Genomic DNA, 15238 nt, shown 5'->3' on the forward strand with positions numbered 1-15238 from the left:
CGTCCTGGCCCCCGGACGGGGTCACGGCCCGTTTCGCCGGGATCTGTGGCGGAGAGTGATTAGGGTGACGGCGTGAATGCTGTCCTCGAGATACAGGGCCTGCGCAAGACCTATCGCAGCCGCAAGGGGGTGCGCAGGGCGCTGGACGGCTTCGACATGGTCGTCGAGGCCGGTCAGGTGCACGGCTTCCTGGGGCCCAACGGCTCGGGCAAGACCACCACGCTGCGTACGCTGCTCGGCCTGATCCGGCCCAACGGCGGCCGGATGGCCCTGCTCGGCCGGGAGGTCCCGCAGGCTCTGCCCGAGGTCGCCGGCCTGGTCGGTGCCATCGTGGAGAGCCCGCAGTTCTTCGGCAACTTCTCCGCCCGCGACACCTTGTCCCTGCTCGCCGACGCCGGCGGTGTCGAGCGGGTGCGGGTCCACGAGGTGCTGGAGCTGGTCGGGCTGCGGGACCGGGCCACCGACCGGGTCAAGACCTACTCGCTGGGCATGAAGCAGCGCCTCGCCGTCGCCTCCGCCCTGCTCAAGAACCCGCAACTGCTGATCCTGGACGAGCCGGCCAACGGCCTGGATCCGGGCGGTATCCGGGAGATGCGCACGCTGATGCGCAACCTGGCCGAGTCGGGGATGACCGTGGTGCTCTCCAGCCACATTCTCGGCGAGATCCAGCTCATCTGCGACTCCGTCACGATCATCTCGGCCGGGCGCCGGGTGGCCGCCGGTGGCGTCGCCGAGGTGCTGGCCCAGCACGCCACCTCCTCGGTACGGGTCCGCGTCGAGTCGATCGCCGACCTGACCGGCTCGGCCGGGGCGTTGCGTGAGATCGGCGCCCAGGTCGTCGTCGAGCCGGACCACCTGATGGTCAGCGGCATCGCGCAGCCCGGGGCCATCACCCGGACGCTCGCCGCCCGCGGCGTCTACGTCAGTGAGCTGGCCCCGGTCGCGGTCGACCTGGAGAGCGTCTTCCTGGAGCTCACCGGCACCGCGCCGGTCGAGGGCGAGCACCGCCAGGTCGACGAGTCCGCGGCCGCCCCGGCGATCAACGGCGGGTGGGGACAGTGAGCCTCTACACGGCGGAGACCCGCCGGCTGACCAAGCGCCGCTTCACCCGGTTCTTCGTGCTCGGCACGCTCCTGGTGCTGGCCGCCATCGTGGCCGGGATGTTCCTCACCAACCACAAGGCGTCGCCCGAGCGGCTCGCCGCCGCGCAGGCCGAGGCCGACAGCCAGTACCAGATGGCCGTGCGGCAGGCGAGCAAGGAGACGACGGACTGTCAGGCGGCCCAGGGCACGCCGGCGGCGCAGAACTATCCGCCCTGCGACCAGATCTACCAGCCGGTCCGGGACGACTTCCGCGCCGAGTGGTACATGGACCCGACGTTCAACTTCCGCGAGCAGTTCGGTTTCCTGGTGACCGCACTCGCCGCGCTGCTGGCGGTGACGGCGTTCGTGATCGGCGCGACCTTCGTGGGCGCGGAGTGGAGCAGCGGCGGCATGATGAACCTGCTGCTGTGGCGCCCGCGCCGGCTCCAGGTGCTGGGCACCAAGCTCGGTGCGCTGCTGGTGAGCCTGGCCGCGTTCACGGTGGTGGTCTCCGCGGTGTGGACCGGGCTGTTCGTGCTGATCGCGCAGCTGCGCGGCACGCTGGCCGGGATGACCTCGGGTGCCTGGCAGTCCATTCTGCTCATGGAGCTGCGCGGGCTGGTGCTGGTGCTGGCGGCAGGCGCGGTGGGCTTCGGCCTGGCGTCGCTGGGCCGGCACACGGCGATGGCCCTGGGTGCCGCGATCGGGGCGATCATCGTGTTCCAGTTCGGCCTCGGCACCGTGCTGACCCTGGCCAAGGTGCCGTTCGTGGAGGCGTACCTGGTGCCGGTGTGGACGCAGGCCTGGATGGACAAGTCAGCCGTGGCCACCGACTGGGACTCGTGCGACTACTCCAGCACCTCGGGGTGCGAGCCGGCCACGGTCACCATCACCTGGCCGATGGCCGGCGGGGTGCTGGCGGCGGTGGTGCTCCTCGTTGTGGGGGCAGCCATGTGGACTATGCGTAGCCGAGACATTACTTAAGGTAGCTTCGGCTGCATCGGCACTCACGGACGGCGGGGATCGTCGGCGGCCACTATGCTGACGATCCCTTCGTACATCTGTGCGTGCTCTCCCACCGCCCAGGAGCGCCATGCAGCCCGACGCCTCTCTCAACCAGCAGCACGTCCCCGCGCCCCGCGAGGAGACCCCGGCCGAACCGGCCGAAGCGCCCGCCCTCACCGAACGCGAGGTGCAGATCCTCGCGTTCGAGAGCAAGTGGTGGAAGCACGCCGGCGCCAAGGAACAGGCCGTCCGCGACGCCTTCGGCCTGTCCTCGACGCGCTACTACCAGCTCCTCAACGGCCTGCTGGACAACCCGGCGGCGCTGGCCCACGACCCGGTCCTGATCGGCCGGTTGCGCCGGCTGCGCTCGACCCGGGCCCGCACCCGCCGCCGCTAGCCGGGGGCGTGTGTGGAGGCATAGGCCTCAAGCCACGCGACCTGCACCGGATCGAGCGAGGCCCGCACCCGCTTGCGAGCCGTCGCCACGTGCTCGGCGGTGACCGTCGAGGCGTCCAGCGACTCGCGCATCGCCGACAGGGCCGCCTCGCGGATCAGCGCCGCGCAGTCCGCGGCGGAGAAGCCCTCCAGCTCGGCGCCCAGCTCGTCCAGGTCGACGGCGCTGTCCAGCGGCACGGACTTGGCCGAGGCCCGCAGGATGGCCGCCCGCGCCTCGCCGTCCGGCGGCGGTACGAAGACCAGCCGTTCCAGCCGGCCCGGCCGCAGCAGTGCCGGGTCGATCAGGTCGGGCCGGTTGGTCGCGCCGATCACCACCACGTTGCGCAGCGACTCCACCCCGTCCAGCTCGGTCAGCAGCGCGGCCACGACCCGGTCGGTCGTGCCGCCGTCGGTGGACTGGCCGCGGGTCGGGGCCAGCGCGTCCACCTCGTCCAGGAAGACGAGGGTGGGCGCAGCCTCACGGGCCCGGCGGAAGAGCTCCCGGACCGCGCGCTCGCTCTCGCCGACCCACTTGTTGAGCAGCTCGGCACCCTTGACCGACAGCACGTTGGCCTTGCCGGTGCCGGCGATCGCCTTGACCAGGTACGTCTTGCCGCAGCCGGGCGGGCCGTAGAGCAGAACACCGCGCGGCGGCTGCACCCCGAGCCGGGCGAACGTGTCGGGATAGGTCAGCGGCCACAGCACCGATTCGGTCAGGGTCTGCTTCACCTCGGCCATGTCACCGACGTCGTCCAGCGTGACCTGGGCGACCTCCAGCGTCGACTCGGCCATCGAGGTCGGCCGGACCACGTCCAGCGCGCCCTCGAAGTCGGCCATGGTCACGGTGGGCGACTCGGCGTCCTTCTGGCGCAGCGCGGCGCGTACCCCGGCCTCGCGGGCCAGCGCGCCCAGGTCGGCGGCGACGAAGCCCGGGGTACGCCCGGCGATGTCATCCAGCCGCACATCCTCGGCCAGCGGCATACCGCGGGTCAGCACCCGCAGCTGCTCGCGCCGCATCGCCGCGTCCGGCAACGGCACCGCGAGCTGGACAGCCAGCAGATCCGGCGACCGCAGCCCGGGCTCCACCGCCTCGGGACGGCTCGTCGTGCCCACCACCGCGCCGCCGGAGCGCAGCAGCTCACCCAGCACCTGCCGGAACACCGTGGCCAGCGGGCCGGGCTCGTCGCGCGGCGCGAGCGCCTCGACGTCGGCGATCAGCAACACCGTCGGACCGCCCGCGCGGGCGTCCCGGGCCAGCTCGCGCAGCCGGGCCGCGGCCGAGTCGTTGGTCAGCGCCGCCAGCTCCGGACCCCAGACCGGCAACACGGTCGCGCCGACGTTCGCCGCGACCGCGTGCACCAGCGCCGACTTGCCCGAGCCGGCCGGGCCGGTCACCAGCACCCCCAGCGACACCGTGGTGCCCAGCCGGCCGAGCACCTCGCCGTGGTGGAAGCCGAGGTCGAGCAGCTCGATCAGCTCCTGGGCCTGCGTACGCAGCCCGGGCAGGTCGTCCAGGCTGGGCGGGGGCGTCTCCGGATCGGTGGAAGCCGGCTGCCGGGCTGCCGCAGCAGTGGGAGCCGGCTGGTCCCGTACGGTCGAGAACTCCCCGTCCTGCCACCCCACCACCGTGTCCATGGTGACCAGCGCGGCATCGGCGTCCTCGACCGCGACCACCGTGAGCAGCGTGCTGGTCCAGGCGTAGCCGACCCGGTTGGCCAGGCTGCGCCGGGCGGCCTCGACCAGCGACCGGTCGCCCGCGTCCAGCAGCACGTCCTGCGGCAGCAGCGAGACGTTGTCGCCCGCGGTGACCACCTTGCCCAGCAGCGCCAGGCGCAGCATCTCCGGCGACACCACCGCCACGATCTCGGCCGGGCCGGTCAGCGTGACCCGCCGGGCCTGGACGACCGGCACGGGCGTCACGGTCACCTGGCCGCCGTCGCGCAACCCCAGATTGCCGATGATCAGATCGTCGGCGTAGAGCAGCGCCCGGCTCGCTGTCGGCTCGGCCCGCGCGGCGAGACCCGCGGTGGTCCGCCGGCCGGCCAGGCGCAGCGGATCGCCCGGATTGATGGCGAGCGCGGCCATCACCTCGGGGTGCAGGCGGACGATGCCGCGCCGCGCGTCGAGGGCCGCCGTCCGCTGGGTCACGGTCAGCGTGAGGTCGTCTGGCACCGGGGAGGCCTCCGTTTGGACGAGGGGACTAGGTTGACACGCTAGCCGCCGTACGCCGCCCGGGGAGGCACCACCGCGATGAGGCTTCGTCACGCCACTTTGGCCGTTGTCACGCTGACCCTGCTGGGGGTCGCCGGCTGCGGTGACGACTCCGACGACACGGCGCCCGCCGCGCAGGCACCGGGCGTCTCCGCGGGACCGTCCGCCGACGGCGGGCTGGGTGTTCCGGGAGCCTCGGCCGCACCGGGTTCCTCGGCTGCTCCGGGCACGCCACCCACCGAAGGCACGGCTGCCGCCAAGCCACCGAAGAAGGGCGGCGGGGCCGCGCAGGGTCCGGCCGGCAAGCCCGCGGTCTCCCCCGACGTGCTGACCGCCGCCGGGATCGGCCCGTACCAGGTGGGTGTTCAGCAGAAGGAGCTGACGTCGGCCGATCTGGTGGGCAAGGTCACCAGGACCAAGGACACCTGTACGACCGCCAAGGGTCTGGGTGAATACCACACGCCGGCCCTGGCGTTCACCGGCGGCAAGCTCCAGCGCCTCACCGTGACCAGCCCGAAGGTGGCCACTCCGAAGGGCGCCAAGGTCGGCACCGGCTACGCGAACCTCAAGGGCATGTACCCCGGTGGCAAGCAGCTCGACGACTGGGTCGGCGCCAGCGCCTGGTACGCGGTCGACGGCGGCAACGCTCTGCTGTTCCGGATCAAGGACGACAAGGTGACCGCGATCGACGCCGGTGCGGGTCCGGCCGTGCAGTTCTTCTACACCGACAAGCAGGGCTGCTAGGCACGTTCACAGCTCCCGCTCAGCGGCCCGCGGCTAGCGTGGGCCGCATGTCAGCCCTCACGACCCGGCTCCGCCGTGCCCTGCCCCGAGTGACACGGCGGCGGGTGGTGGCCGGATCGGTGGCCCTCGTCCTGATCGCCGCCCTCATCGGCTGGGCCGCGCTGCCCGAGCGCCACTCCTGGACGGCGGTGGACCAGCAGCTGACCGTGCTCTCCGGCCCGTCCGGCACCGAGCCGGTCGACCTGGACACCCGGTTCTACCTGCCGTCGGGCGACAACGAGGTGCCGGCGGTGCTGCTCGGCCACGGCTTCGGCGGCAGCAAGAATTCCGTCAGCGACGACGCCGAGTCCCTGGCCGACCGCGGGTACGCCGTCCTGACCTGGACCGCCCGCGGCTTCGGGCGCAGCGGCGGCGAGATCCACCTGGACAGCCCGGACTACGAGGTCAAGGACGCGCAGCGGCTGCTGGACTGGCTCGCCGAGCAGCCGCGGGTGCGGACGGATGCGGCCGGGGACCCCCGGGTCGGCGTGGTCGGCGGCTCGTACGGCGGCGCGCTGGCCCTGCTGCTCGCCGCCCAGGACCCCCGGGTCGACGCGATCGTCCCGCTGATCACCTGGAACGACCTCGGCAAGGCGTTCTTCCCGCAGTCCGCGACCGGGGTCACCGCCCCCGGCGTCTTCAAGAAGAGCTGGGCCGGCCTCTTCTTCGGCAGCGGCTCGGGGCCGCTCGGAGCCGGGGCGGTGGACGCTCCGCCGGTGCCGGTCCCGGTGGCGAACCCCGCCTGTGGTCGCTTCGCCGCGGACGTCTGCGCGGCGTACCTGAAGATGGCCACCACCGGCACCCCGGACGCCGCGACGACCGCGCTGCTCCAGCGCTCCAGCCCGGCCCCGGTGCTGAACAAGATCAAGGCACCCACGCTGCTCATCCAGGGCGCGGTGGACACGCTGTTCCCGCTCTCGGAGGCCGACGCCAACGCCAAGGGCATCGCGGCGACGGGCACCCCGGTCCGGGTCGCCTGGTTCACCGGCGGCCACGACGGCGGCTCCGGCCCGCAGACCGACCAGGACCGCACCAAGTTCCTCACCGCGCAGTGGCTCGACCACTACGTGAAGAAGGACGGCGCCACCCCGGCCAACAGCTTCACCTACTCGCGGGTGGCCGGCTTCAGCGCGCTGGACCGGGGGCTGGTCACCAACGGGTACTCCGATCCGACGTACCCCGGCCTGACCGGCACCGGCCGCGCCGAGGTCACCGTCAGCGGCGCCGCCCAGCCGATCGCCAACCCGCCGAACGGCAACCCCGGCGCGCTGTCCTCGCTGCCCGGCGTGGGCGGCCAGCTCAGCTCACTGCTCGGCAGCGTGGCCGGTGACCTCGCCGGTCAGCACGCCGAGTTCGACTCGGCGCCGGTCACGGACGCGATCGAAGTGGTCGGCGCGCCCACCGTGCGGCTGCGGGCGGCCTCCCCGACCGGCTCGGCGACCCTGTTCGTCAAGCTCTACGACGTCGACCCGAACGGCACCGCCACCCTCAGCGGCGGCCTGATCGCGCCGGTCCGGCTCACCGGGCTGCCGACCGACGTGAGCGCGGCCCAGCCGGTCACCGTGACGCTGCCCGCGATCGTGCGCCGGATCGACGCCGGGCACACCGTCCGGGTCACGGTGGCGACCTCCGACCAGGCGTTCCTGACGCCGCCGGACCCCACGACCTACACCGTCGCGGTCGAGCCGGCGGTCAGCCTGCCCACGGCGGTGGGCACGCCGATCGCCAACCCCCAGATCGTCTGGCGGTACGTGCTGCTGGGCGTGCTCGCGGTCATCATCGCCGGGCTCGTCGTGGTCCTGGTCGTGCGCCGCCGCCGGCTGCGCCGCCACGAGGCCCCGACAGTCGACGAGTACGCCGAGACGCCGCTGGTCGTGCGGGGCCTGCGCAAGGCGTACGGGGACGGTTTCGTCGCCGTCGAACGGGTCGACTTCACCGTCGAGCGCGGCCAGGTCGTCGGCCTGCTCGGTCCCAACGGCGCGGGCAAGACCACCACGCTGCGGGTGCTGATGGGCCTGACCATGCCGACCGAGGGCGACGCGCTGGTCTTCGGGCACCGGCTCGAGCCCGGCTCGCCGGTGCTGTCCCGGGTCGGCGCGCTGGTCGAGGGCCCGGGCTTCCTGCCGCACCTGACCGGGCTGCAGAACCTGCACGCGTACTGGCAGGCGACCGGCCGGCCGGCGGCGGACGCCCGCTTCGACGAGGCGCTGGAGATCGCCGGGCTGGGCGACTCGGTGCACCGCAAGACGAAGAACTACAGCCACGGCATGCGGCAGCGGCTGGCCATCGCCCAGGCCATGCTGGGCCTGCCCGAGCTGCTGGTGCTGGACGAGCCCACGGACGGGCTGGACCCGCCGCAGATCGCCGAGATGCGCCGGGTCCTGAAGCGCTACGCGACCGACGGCCGGGCGGTGCTGGTCTCCAGCCACCTGCTCGCCGAGGTGGAGCAGACCTGCACGCACGCGGTGGTGGTGAACAAGGGCCGGATCGTCGCGGCGGGACCGGTCGACGACATCGTCGGCGAGAGCCCGTCGGTGCAGCTGGAGGTGTCCGACGTACCGGCCGCCGAGCTGGTGCTGGCCGGGATGGACGTGCGGTCGGTGACCCCGGAGGGTGCTTCGGGGCTGATCGTGGACATGAACGGCACGCCGCGTACCGAGGTGGTGGCCTCGCTGGTGCGCGCCGGGATCGGGGTGGACCGGGTGGTGCCCCGGCGGCGCCTGGAGGACGCGTTCCTGGCCCTGGTGGGCGACAACTCGCGAGGAAGTGGAGACCGATGAGCGCCGCTGCGACGGGCTACCGGGCGACGGCCACCATGCCGTTGCTGGCCGAGGTACGCCGGCAGGCATCCCGCCGCCGGACCCAGCTGGCCCTGGGCTTCATGGCCCTGCTGCCGGTGATCATCCTGCTGGCGTTCGAGTTCGGCGGGGACGGCGACGACGACAACGGCGGCGGGGCCTTCGCCAGCCTGGTCGACCTGGCCACCTCGGGCGGGCTGAACTTCGCCCTGTTCAGCATCTTCGTGTCGGCGGGCTTCCTGCTGGTCGTGGTGGTCGCCCTGTTCTGCGGCGACACGGTGGCCAGCGAGGCGAGCTGGGGCAGCCTGCGCTACCTGCTGGCCGTCCCGGTCCCCCGGGCTCGGCTGCTGGGCGTGAAACTGGTCGTGGCGCTGGGTTACTCACTGCTGGCCCTGCTGACGCTGGCCGGCACAGCCCTGCTGATCGGCACCGTGCGCTACGGCTGGCATCCGCTGGGCAGCACGGTGGCGGCGGAGATCCCGGCCGGTGAGGGCGTGCTGCGCCTGCTGGCGATCCTCGGCTACCTGGCCGTGGTCCTGCTGGTGGTGGCCGGCCTGGCATTCCTGCTGTCGGTCCTGACGGACGCGGCCCTGGGCGCGGTCGGCGGCGCGGTGCTGCTCTGGATCCTGTCCGGCATCCTCGACCAGATCACGGCGCTGGGCTCGATCCGCAACTTCCTGCCGACCCACTACAGCGACGCCTGGCTGGGCCTGCTGTCGACCCCGATGCAGACGGACGACGTGGTGAAGGGGGCCATCTCGGCGGTCTGCTACGCGACGATCTTCTGGTCCCTGGCGTTCTACCGCTTCACCCGCAAGGACATCACTTCCTGAACGCGAAGCGGCGGCCCACCCCGCCAGGTGGACCGCCGCTGGTTCTCGGTGCCTCAGCTGTTCATGAGCTGGAGCATCTGCTTGATCTGATCGGCCCGGGAGGCCTTGACCCGGTCCGCGAACGCCTTGGCCTCGGCGTTGCTGCCCTTGGTCGTCTCCAGCTGGGCCATCTCCACGGCGTTGTGCTGGTGGGCGACGAACAGGTTCAGGAACGCCGTCTCGAAGGCCGTGCCCTTGGCGTCCTTCAGCGCCGCGATCTCCTCGTCGCCCGTGGCCGGGAGGCCACCGTGGTCGGCGTGGGCGCTCGGCGCGTGGTCCACCTTGGTCGGTGCCGACCACTGCTCCAGCCAGCCGGTCATCAGTTTGACCTCGTCGGCCTGGGTGACGTCGATCGCCTTGGCCAGGGTGCGGATCTCGGTGCGCCCGGCGCGCTTCTCGGCCAGGCGGACCATCTCCAGGCCCTGCTCGTGGTGCGCGACCATCATCTGCAGGTACATCACGTCGGTGGCGTTGTGGCCGCCTTCGGCCTGCACCGCCGCCTGGGCCGCGACCTCGGTCACCGGCGCTTCCTTGGCCGTGCCGCAGGCGCCGAGCAGCAGGGCGCCCGCCATCAGGACTGTCGCGTAGCGGAGTTTCACAGCGGCAGCCAGAGAGCGAGGGTGTAGATGGACGGCTCCCAGCTGCGGATCGACGAGTGCGACTGCCGGCACTGGTAGGTCTTGCCCTGGTAGGTCACCTTGTCGCCGGTGCGGTACGCGACGCCCGGCGCCCACTTCTTGCCGTCCTCGGCGATCGGGACAGCGGGAGCCTTGGTGGTCGCTGTGGGAGCCGCAGTCGGGGCAGTGGTCGGCGCGGCGGTGGTCGGCGCCGTGGTCGGCTTGGTGGTCGGTGGCGTCGTGCCTCCGGATCCGCCGCTGCCGCCCACGTTGAGGTCGATGCAGCTGTAGAAGGCGTTCGCCGTGTCGCCGATGTTCCAGACCGCCAGCACCTTCTGCTTGCCGGGGAACGCGCTCAGGTCGACCTTGTGGGTGACCACCGCATCGGGCTGCGCGTTGCCGCCGTCGACGGTCGCGACCTTCTTGTCACCGATGAAGTATTCCCAGTTGCTGGTGCGGTGCCGGGCCGTCATCACCCAGGTGAAGGTGACCGTGGAACCGACCGCCTTGGCCGGCCAGTTGCGGCTCTCGTCGGAGAGCACCGAGAAGCCGGCCACCCCGCCGTCGCAGGATCGCCGGCCCTTGGGGCCCTCGACGCTCTGCGGCTCGAACTGGATCTGCCCACAGTTGGCGACCGCGCCGGACGCGCACAGCGCCTGCCGGCTGGGCGGGGCGGAGACGTAGCCGTGCGCGAGGGCGGGCGCCGCACCGACCAGCGTCGAGCCGAGTGCTCCGAGTGCCACCAGCGGATAGGCGATGGACCTGCGCATCGTCTTGGTCTCCCAACGTGTCGTGCGGTTCGGACAGCGGGAAACGTAACGAGGCTTTCCATAAAGAAGCCTTAAAGGCAACGGAAACAATCATGAAGCAGCGCCGCGCCGACGGCGGCCCGCCGGGCGCGGGGCAGCCACGGCCCGCTCTCCTTCCGGTACGGGCAGCAGCATCGCGATCCGGGCCCCGCCCAGCGGCCCGCGCTCGATCATCAGCCGCCCACCGGCCGCCTCGGCGACCCGGCGCACGATGTCCAGCCCCAGCCCGGACGAGCCGGCCCCGCTGACCCCGCGGCGCACCGCGGCGGCCGGATCGCTGATCCCGGGTCCGGCGTCGTCGACCAGCAGCCCTGCCTCGGAGACGGTCACGCGGAAGGCCACGCCCTCCGGGGTGTGCGCGAAGACGTTGCCGAGCAGGGCGTCAACGGCCAGGATCAGCTCGCTGCGGGGCAGCGGCACCGGTACGGGATGATCACCGCCCACCACCTGCCAGGGCCGCGCCTGGTCCTCGGCCAGCGCCGACCAGAAGGCCAGCCGCTCGGCGAGCACCTCGACCAGGTCGGACTGCTGGGCGCCGCGGGCCTCGACGCCGAGCCGCGCCCCCGCGATGATCGCCTCGAGCTCCTCGTCGAGCATGTCGCAGGCCTGGCGCATCCGGTCCGCGATCAGCCCCGGCGGCATCGCCTCGGCGTCCAGGCGCAGCGCGGTCAGCGGTGTCCGGAGCCGGTGCGACAGGTCGGCCGCGAGCTCGCGTTCGGCGTCCAGCAGCCGGCGCAGGTCGCCGGCCATCGTGTTGAAGGCGACGGCGGCGTCGCGCAGCTCCGGCGGCCCGGACGGGGTGACCCGGGCGGTGAGCTCGCCCGCGCCGAGGCGGCGGCTGGAGCCGGCCAGGTCCCGGGTCGCGCGGACCAGCCGGCTGCCGAGCCGGTCGGCCACCAGCGTCGAGCCGGCCACCAGGGCGATGGCCAGGCCACCCAGGGCGAACCAGGCCGGCCACACCCCGCGCCGCATCTCCGCCTCGGGAACGTAGACCTCGATGACCACCGCCCGGCCGTCGCTGAGCACGCTGGGTTGCAGGTAGGCCAGGCCGCCGGCCGCCGGCGCGGTCACCGGCCGCCGGTAGGAGGTCGCCGAGGCGACGTCCGCGCCGGTCACGTGGGTGGTGCCGACCGGGGCGATGCCGGGCAGGTGCACCGCGAGCCGGCCCGCGCTACCGGCCACCGTGCTGGCGACGGCGCTGGTCAGCAGCTTGGGGTCGGCGTTCACGGCGAGGGCGGCGACCATGGCCGCGGCCTGCTGGCGGGCGTCACCGATGGCCCGGTCGTGGGCAATCTGCCGGGTCGCGAAGATGAGCGGCACGAGGAACGCCAGCGCGACCATCGACGTGATGGCCAGCGCCAGCCGGTTCAGCTGCCACCTCACTGGGGTTCGACCATCATCACGCCGACCCCGCGCACGGTGTGCAGGAACCGGGGCGCCGCGGCCGTCTCGCCGAGCTTGCGGCGCAGCCAGGAGATGTGCACGTCGATGGTCTGCTCCTCGCCGATCCGCGACTGGTTCCACACCTCGGTCAGCAGCTCCCGCCGGCTGACCACCTGCCCGACCCGTTCGGCCAGGTACGTGAGCACGTCGAACTCCCGCCGGGTCAGTTGCAGCGGCTTGCCGTGCAACGACGCCTTGCGCTGCCGCGGGCTGATCGTGAGCTCACCGACGGTGATGGTGTTGGGCGTGGTGTCGGCCGCCGCCCGGGTCCGCCGCAGCACCGCCTCGATCCGGGCCAGGATGTGCCCGCCGGAGAACGGCTTGGTCACGTAGTCGTCGGCGCCGGCGCTGAGCAGCGTGATGATGTCGGCCTCGGCCCGCCGGGCGGTGGCCACGATGACCGGCACCTCGGACACCTGCCGCATCATCCGCAGCGCGTCCGTGCCGTCGATGTCGGGCAGGCCCAGGTCGAGGATCACCAGATCGGGCCGTTCCTGGGTGAGGATCCGGAGCGCCTCGGTCGCCTGGCCGACCGGCCGCACCACGTGCCCGGCGTCGGACAACGCCCTACTCAGGGCGGCCGTGATGTAGCGATCGTCCTCGACCAGCAGAATCAGCGCCATGGCGACACCCTAGAACCAAGTGGGATCATGGTCGCGTGCGATCTCCCCTGGCTCCCGTGCTCGGCTGGTGTGCCGCGACCGTCACCAGCGTGGCGCTGGCGTCGGTGGCCATGCTGCCCGTGCTGCGCACCGCGACGCCGGACGAGAGCTCGCTCGTCTCGGTGGATCAGCTGCGCGACTCCGGGCAGGCCGGGCCCTCGCCGCTGCCGCCGCCCAGCACGTCCCCCACCGCGGAGCCCGAGCCGGAGCCCAGTGCCACGACCACCACCAGGGCGCGGCGGCCGACCTCAGCGCCGGCGCGCACCTCGGCCACGCCGTCCCCGCCGCGGACGACGACCACCACCGCTCCCGCCGAGAGCACCACCACGACCGAGGACGGCTGGACGGTGACCACGGACGGTGACGGCAGCAAGTCGTACGTGCGCTCGTTCCGGGTCGAGGGTGGCTCTGCGGTGATCCGGGTGACCGAGGACAACGTCAAGGTGGTCACCGCGACGCCCAGCGACGGCTTCTCGGTGGCGACGGTGCAGAACAGCCCGGACAACCTCGCGGTCTACTTCAACGAGGTCAACCACAGCTTCATCATCCATGTGGCCTGGAACATCAACAAACCGTTCGCCGAGGTCAGCGAGATCGGCGAGTAGGCCCGGCGGCTCAGGCGCAGACCACCTGGACGCCCGCGTCGCGGAAGCCGGCCAGCAGCTCTTCCGGGGCCCCGGAGTCGGTGACCAGTGTCTCGACCTTGCTGATCGGGCAGATCCGGGCGAAGGCGTGGCCGCCGAGCTTGGACGAGTCGGCGATCACCACGACCCGCTTGGCCCGGGCGACCATCAGGCTGTTCATCGCCGCCTCACCCTCGTGGTGGGCCGCCGCGCCCAGCTCCACGTCGAGCGCGTCCACACCGAGCAGCACGATGTCGAGGGTGACCTCCTTGAGCAGCGCCCCGCCCAGCGGGCCGACCAGCTCGAAGGACTGCGGACGGACCACGCCGCCGGCCACCACGATCTTCATCCGGGAACGGACCAGCAGCTCGTTGGCGATGTTCAGCGCGTTGGTCACCACGGTCAGCTGGGCACCGTCGCCGCTGGTGTTGAGGTCGGGCCGGACCGCCAGGGCCCGGGCCACCTCGGTCATGGTGGTGCCGCCGTTGAGACCGACCACCGTGCCCGGCACCACCAGGTTGGCCGCCGCCTCGCCGATGCGCTGCTTCTCCGCCGAGTGCTTGGCGCTCTTGTAGCGCAGCGGCAAGTCGTAGGAGACGCCGTTGGCGACCGCGCCGCCCCGGGTCCGGGTGATCATCTGCTGCTGCGCGAGCTGGTCGAAGTCGCGGCGGATGGTGGCCTGCGAGACGTCGAGCCGGCCGGCGGCGTCCTCGACGCTGACCCGGCCGCTCTCGGCCAGTAACTCGAGCAGGGCATTCCACCGCGCGTACCGGTCCACCCGAGCTCCCTGCTGCACGTTTCGTGATAAGAGTGTGCACATTAGTGCGCGAAACCTCACGAAGCAAAGAGCGTGCCTGCTCGAACACGCTCCGGTGGTTGCGGATGCGCAGACCTTCCACGCAGAATGACGCTCGAAATACCGGTGAACCGAGCGCATCTGCGCAGGCGATTGTAGGGAAAACTGCCATGAGTCACGTCAAGGTGGAGATCGCCAGCCAGCCCGACTGCTGGCTGCAGGCCGCCAAACTCGCCGACTCGCCCGGCCTGCCCGGCCCGGGCGAACGGGTCGCGGTCGTGGGTTGCGGCACCTCCTGGTTCATGGCGAAGGCCTACGCCGCCCTCCGGGAGCAGTCGGCCCTCGGCGAGACCGACGCCTTCCAGGCCTCCGAGTTCCCGCTCGGCCGCAGCTACGACCGGGTCGTCGCGATCACCCGTTCCGGCACGACGACCGAGGTCATCGAGCTGCTGGACGCGCTGGACGGCCGGACGCCGACCACCGTCATCACCGCCGACGGCGCCGAGCCGGCCGCCGCGGTGGCCAAGGACGCGGTGGTGCTGGACTTCGCCGACGAGCTCTCCGTCGTGCAGACCCGCTTCGCCACCAGCACCCTGGCGATGCTCCGGGCCCACCTGGGCGTCGACATCGAGCCGATCGCCGCCGACGCCGAGGTCGCCATCCGCCTGCCGCTGCCCGTGCACCCCGCGCTGGCCCAGCAGATCACCTTCCTCGGCCGCGGCTGGACGATCGGGCTCGCCGAGGAGGCCGCCCTCAAGTGCCGCGAGGCCGCGGCGTGGTGGGCCGAGGCGTACCCGGCGATGGACTACCGGCACGGGCCCATCTCGATCGCCGGCCCCGGCCGGGTGGTCTGGGCGTTCGGCGAGATCCCGGCCGGGCTGGCCGACGACGTGGAGGCGACCGGCGCCGCGTTCGTGCACAGCCGCTACAACGGCGGCTACGCCGCGCTGGGCAGCTGGTGCGGCGGCCGGGCCCCGCTCGACCCGATGGCCGACCTCGTCGTGGCCCAGCGGGTCGCCGTGCTGCTGGCCACCAGCCAGGGGCTCGACCCCGACCACCCGCGCAACCTGACCCGCTCGGTCGTCCTCACGTGAACGCCCGC

At 72.5% G+C, this 15238-nt stretch carries 14 protein-coding genes; 8 read left to right on the forward strand and 6 right to left on the reverse strand.

What is annotated here, in order from left to right; genetic code table 11:
* Positions 1 to 72 precede the first annotated feature (72 nt).
* The 3 genes from AB0C12_RS09385 (at position 73) to AB0C12_RS09395 (ending at position 2484) form a co-directional block, all read left to right on the forward strand.
* Positions 73 to 1062, forward strand: coding sequence for an ATP-binding cassette domain-containing protein (locus AB0C12_RS09385; RefSeq protein ID WP_360545928.1), 990 nt, complete (start codon positions 73 to 75; stop codon positions 1060 to 1062).
* On the forward strand, positions 1059 to 2066 hold the full coding sequence (locus tag AB0C12_RS09390; protein WP_360545930.1) for an ABC transporter permease subunit: 1008 nt from the start codon (positions 1059 to 1061) through the stop codon (positions 2064 to 2066). The genes AB0C12_RS09385 and AB0C12_RS09390 overlap by 4 nt, the downstream gene beginning before the upstream one ends.
* A gap of 79 nt (positions 2067 to 2145) precedes the next feature.
* Positions 2146 to 2484, forward strand: coding sequence for a DUF3263 domain-containing protein (locus AB0C12_RS09395; RefSeq protein WP_360545932.1), 339 nt, complete (start codon positions 2146 to 2148; stop codon positions 2482 to 2484).
* Here the strand turns inward: AB0C12_RS09395 and AB0C12_RS09400 are convergent.
* On the reverse strand, positions 2481 to 4694 hold the full coding sequence (locus AB0C12_RS09400) for an AAA family ATPase (protein ID WP_360545934.1): 2214 nt from the start codon (positions 4692 to 4694) through the stop codon (positions 2481 to 2483). The two genes, AB0C12_RS09395 and AB0C12_RS09400, sit on opposite strands and share 4 nt — an antisense overlap.
* 78 nt (positions 4695 to 4772) lie before the next feature.
* On the opposite strand from AB0C12_RS09400, the gene AB0C12_RS09405 reads away from it, so the two are divergent.
* The 3 genes from AB0C12_RS09405 to AB0C12_RS09415 are packed head-to-tail and all read left to right on the forward strand — an operon-like array spanning position 4773 to position 9147.
* Positions 4773 to 5477 carry a hypothetical protein gene (locus AB0C12_RS09405; protein ID WP_360545936.1) on the forward strand — a complete coding sequence of 235 codons (705 nt, stop codon included), beginning with the start codon at positions 4773 to 4775 and terminating at the stop codon, positions 5475 to 5477.
* A 47-nt stretch (positions 5478 to 5524) separates the two neighbouring features.
* Positions 5525 to 8296 (forward strand): alpha/beta fold hydrolase, encoded by a 2772-nt coding sequence (locus AB0C12_RS09410; RefSeq protein ID WP_360545938.1) that lies wholly within the window; start codon positions 5525 to 5527, stop codon positions 8294 to 8296.
* Positions 8293 to 9147, forward strand: coding sequence for an ABC transporter permease subunit (locus AB0C12_RS09415; RefSeq protein WP_360545940.1), 855 nt, complete (start codon positions 8293 to 8295; stop codon positions 9145 to 9147). The genes AB0C12_RS09410 and AB0C12_RS09415 overlap by 4 nt, the downstream gene beginning before the upstream one ends.
* Before the next feature lie 53 nt (positions 9148 to 9200).
* On the opposite strand, the gene AB0C12_RS09420 is transcribed toward AB0C12_RS09415, so the two are convergent.
* From AB0C12_RS09420 to AB0C12_RS09435, 4 genes are all read right to left on the reverse strand, one after another.
* Complete coding sequence (locus AB0C12_RS09420) at positions 9201 to 9785, reverse strand: DUF305 domain-containing protein (RefSeq protein WP_360545942.1); 585 nt, start codon at positions 9783 to 9785, stop codon at positions 9201 to 9203.
* Positions 9782 to 10573 carry a lytic polysaccharide monooxygenase gene (locus AB0C12_RS09425; RefSeq protein WP_360545944.1) on the reverse strand — a complete coding sequence of 264 codons (792 nt, stop codon included), beginning with the start codon at positions 10571 to 10573 and terminating at the stop codon, positions 9782 to 9784. The genes AB0C12_RS09420 and AB0C12_RS09425 overlap by 4 nt, the downstream gene beginning before the upstream one ends.
* A 90-nt stretch (positions 10574 to 10663) precedes the next feature.
* Positions 10664 to 11995 (reverse strand): HAMP domain-containing sensor histidine kinase, encoded by a 1332-nt coding sequence (locus AB0C12_RS09430; protein ID WP_360545946.1) that lies wholly within the window; start codon positions 11993 to 11995, stop codon positions 10664 to 10666.
* Entirely contained in the window at positions 11992 to 12678 is a 687-nt protein-coding gene (locus AB0C12_RS09435; protein ID WP_360545948.1) for a response regulator transcription factor, read from the reverse strand. Before AB0C12_RS09435 ends, AB0C12_RS09430 begins: the two co-directional genes overlap by 4 nt.
* 110 nt (positions 12679 to 12788) lie before the next feature.
* Between AB0C12_RS09435 and AB0C12_RS09440 the strand changes: the two genes are divergently transcribed.
* On the forward strand, positions 12789 to 13322 hold the full coding sequence (locus AB0C12_RS09440) for a DNA mismatch repair protein MutL (protein WP_360547085.1): 534 nt from the start codon (positions 12789 to 12791) through the stop codon (positions 13320 to 13322).
* Between the two features lie 10 nt (positions 13323 to 13332).
* Here AB0C12_RS09440 and AB0C12_RS09445 read toward each other — a convergent pair whose 3' ends face one another.
* Positions 13333 to 14118 (reverse strand): DeoR/GlpR family DNA-binding transcription regulator, encoded by a 786-nt coding sequence (locus tag AB0C12_RS09445; RefSeq protein ID WP_360545950.1) that lies wholly within the window; start codon positions 14116 to 14118, stop codon positions 13333 to 13335.
* Between the two features lie 188 nt (positions 14119 to 14306).
* Here AB0C12_RS09445 and AB0C12_RS09450 point away from each other — a divergent pair, with 188 nt between their 5' ends.
* Positions 14307 to 15230, forward strand: coding sequence for a sugar isomerase (locus AB0C12_RS09450; RefSeq protein WP_360545952.1), 924 nt, complete (start codon positions 14307 to 14309; stop codon positions 15228 to 15230).
* The last annotated feature ends 8 nt before the right edge of the window (positions 15231 to 15238 follow it).

It is taken from the genome of Actinoplanes sp. NPDC048967 (genome assembly GCF_040649415.1).
Lineage (GTDB): Bacteria > Actinomycetota > Actinomycetes > Mycobacteriales > Micromonosporaceae > Actinoplanes.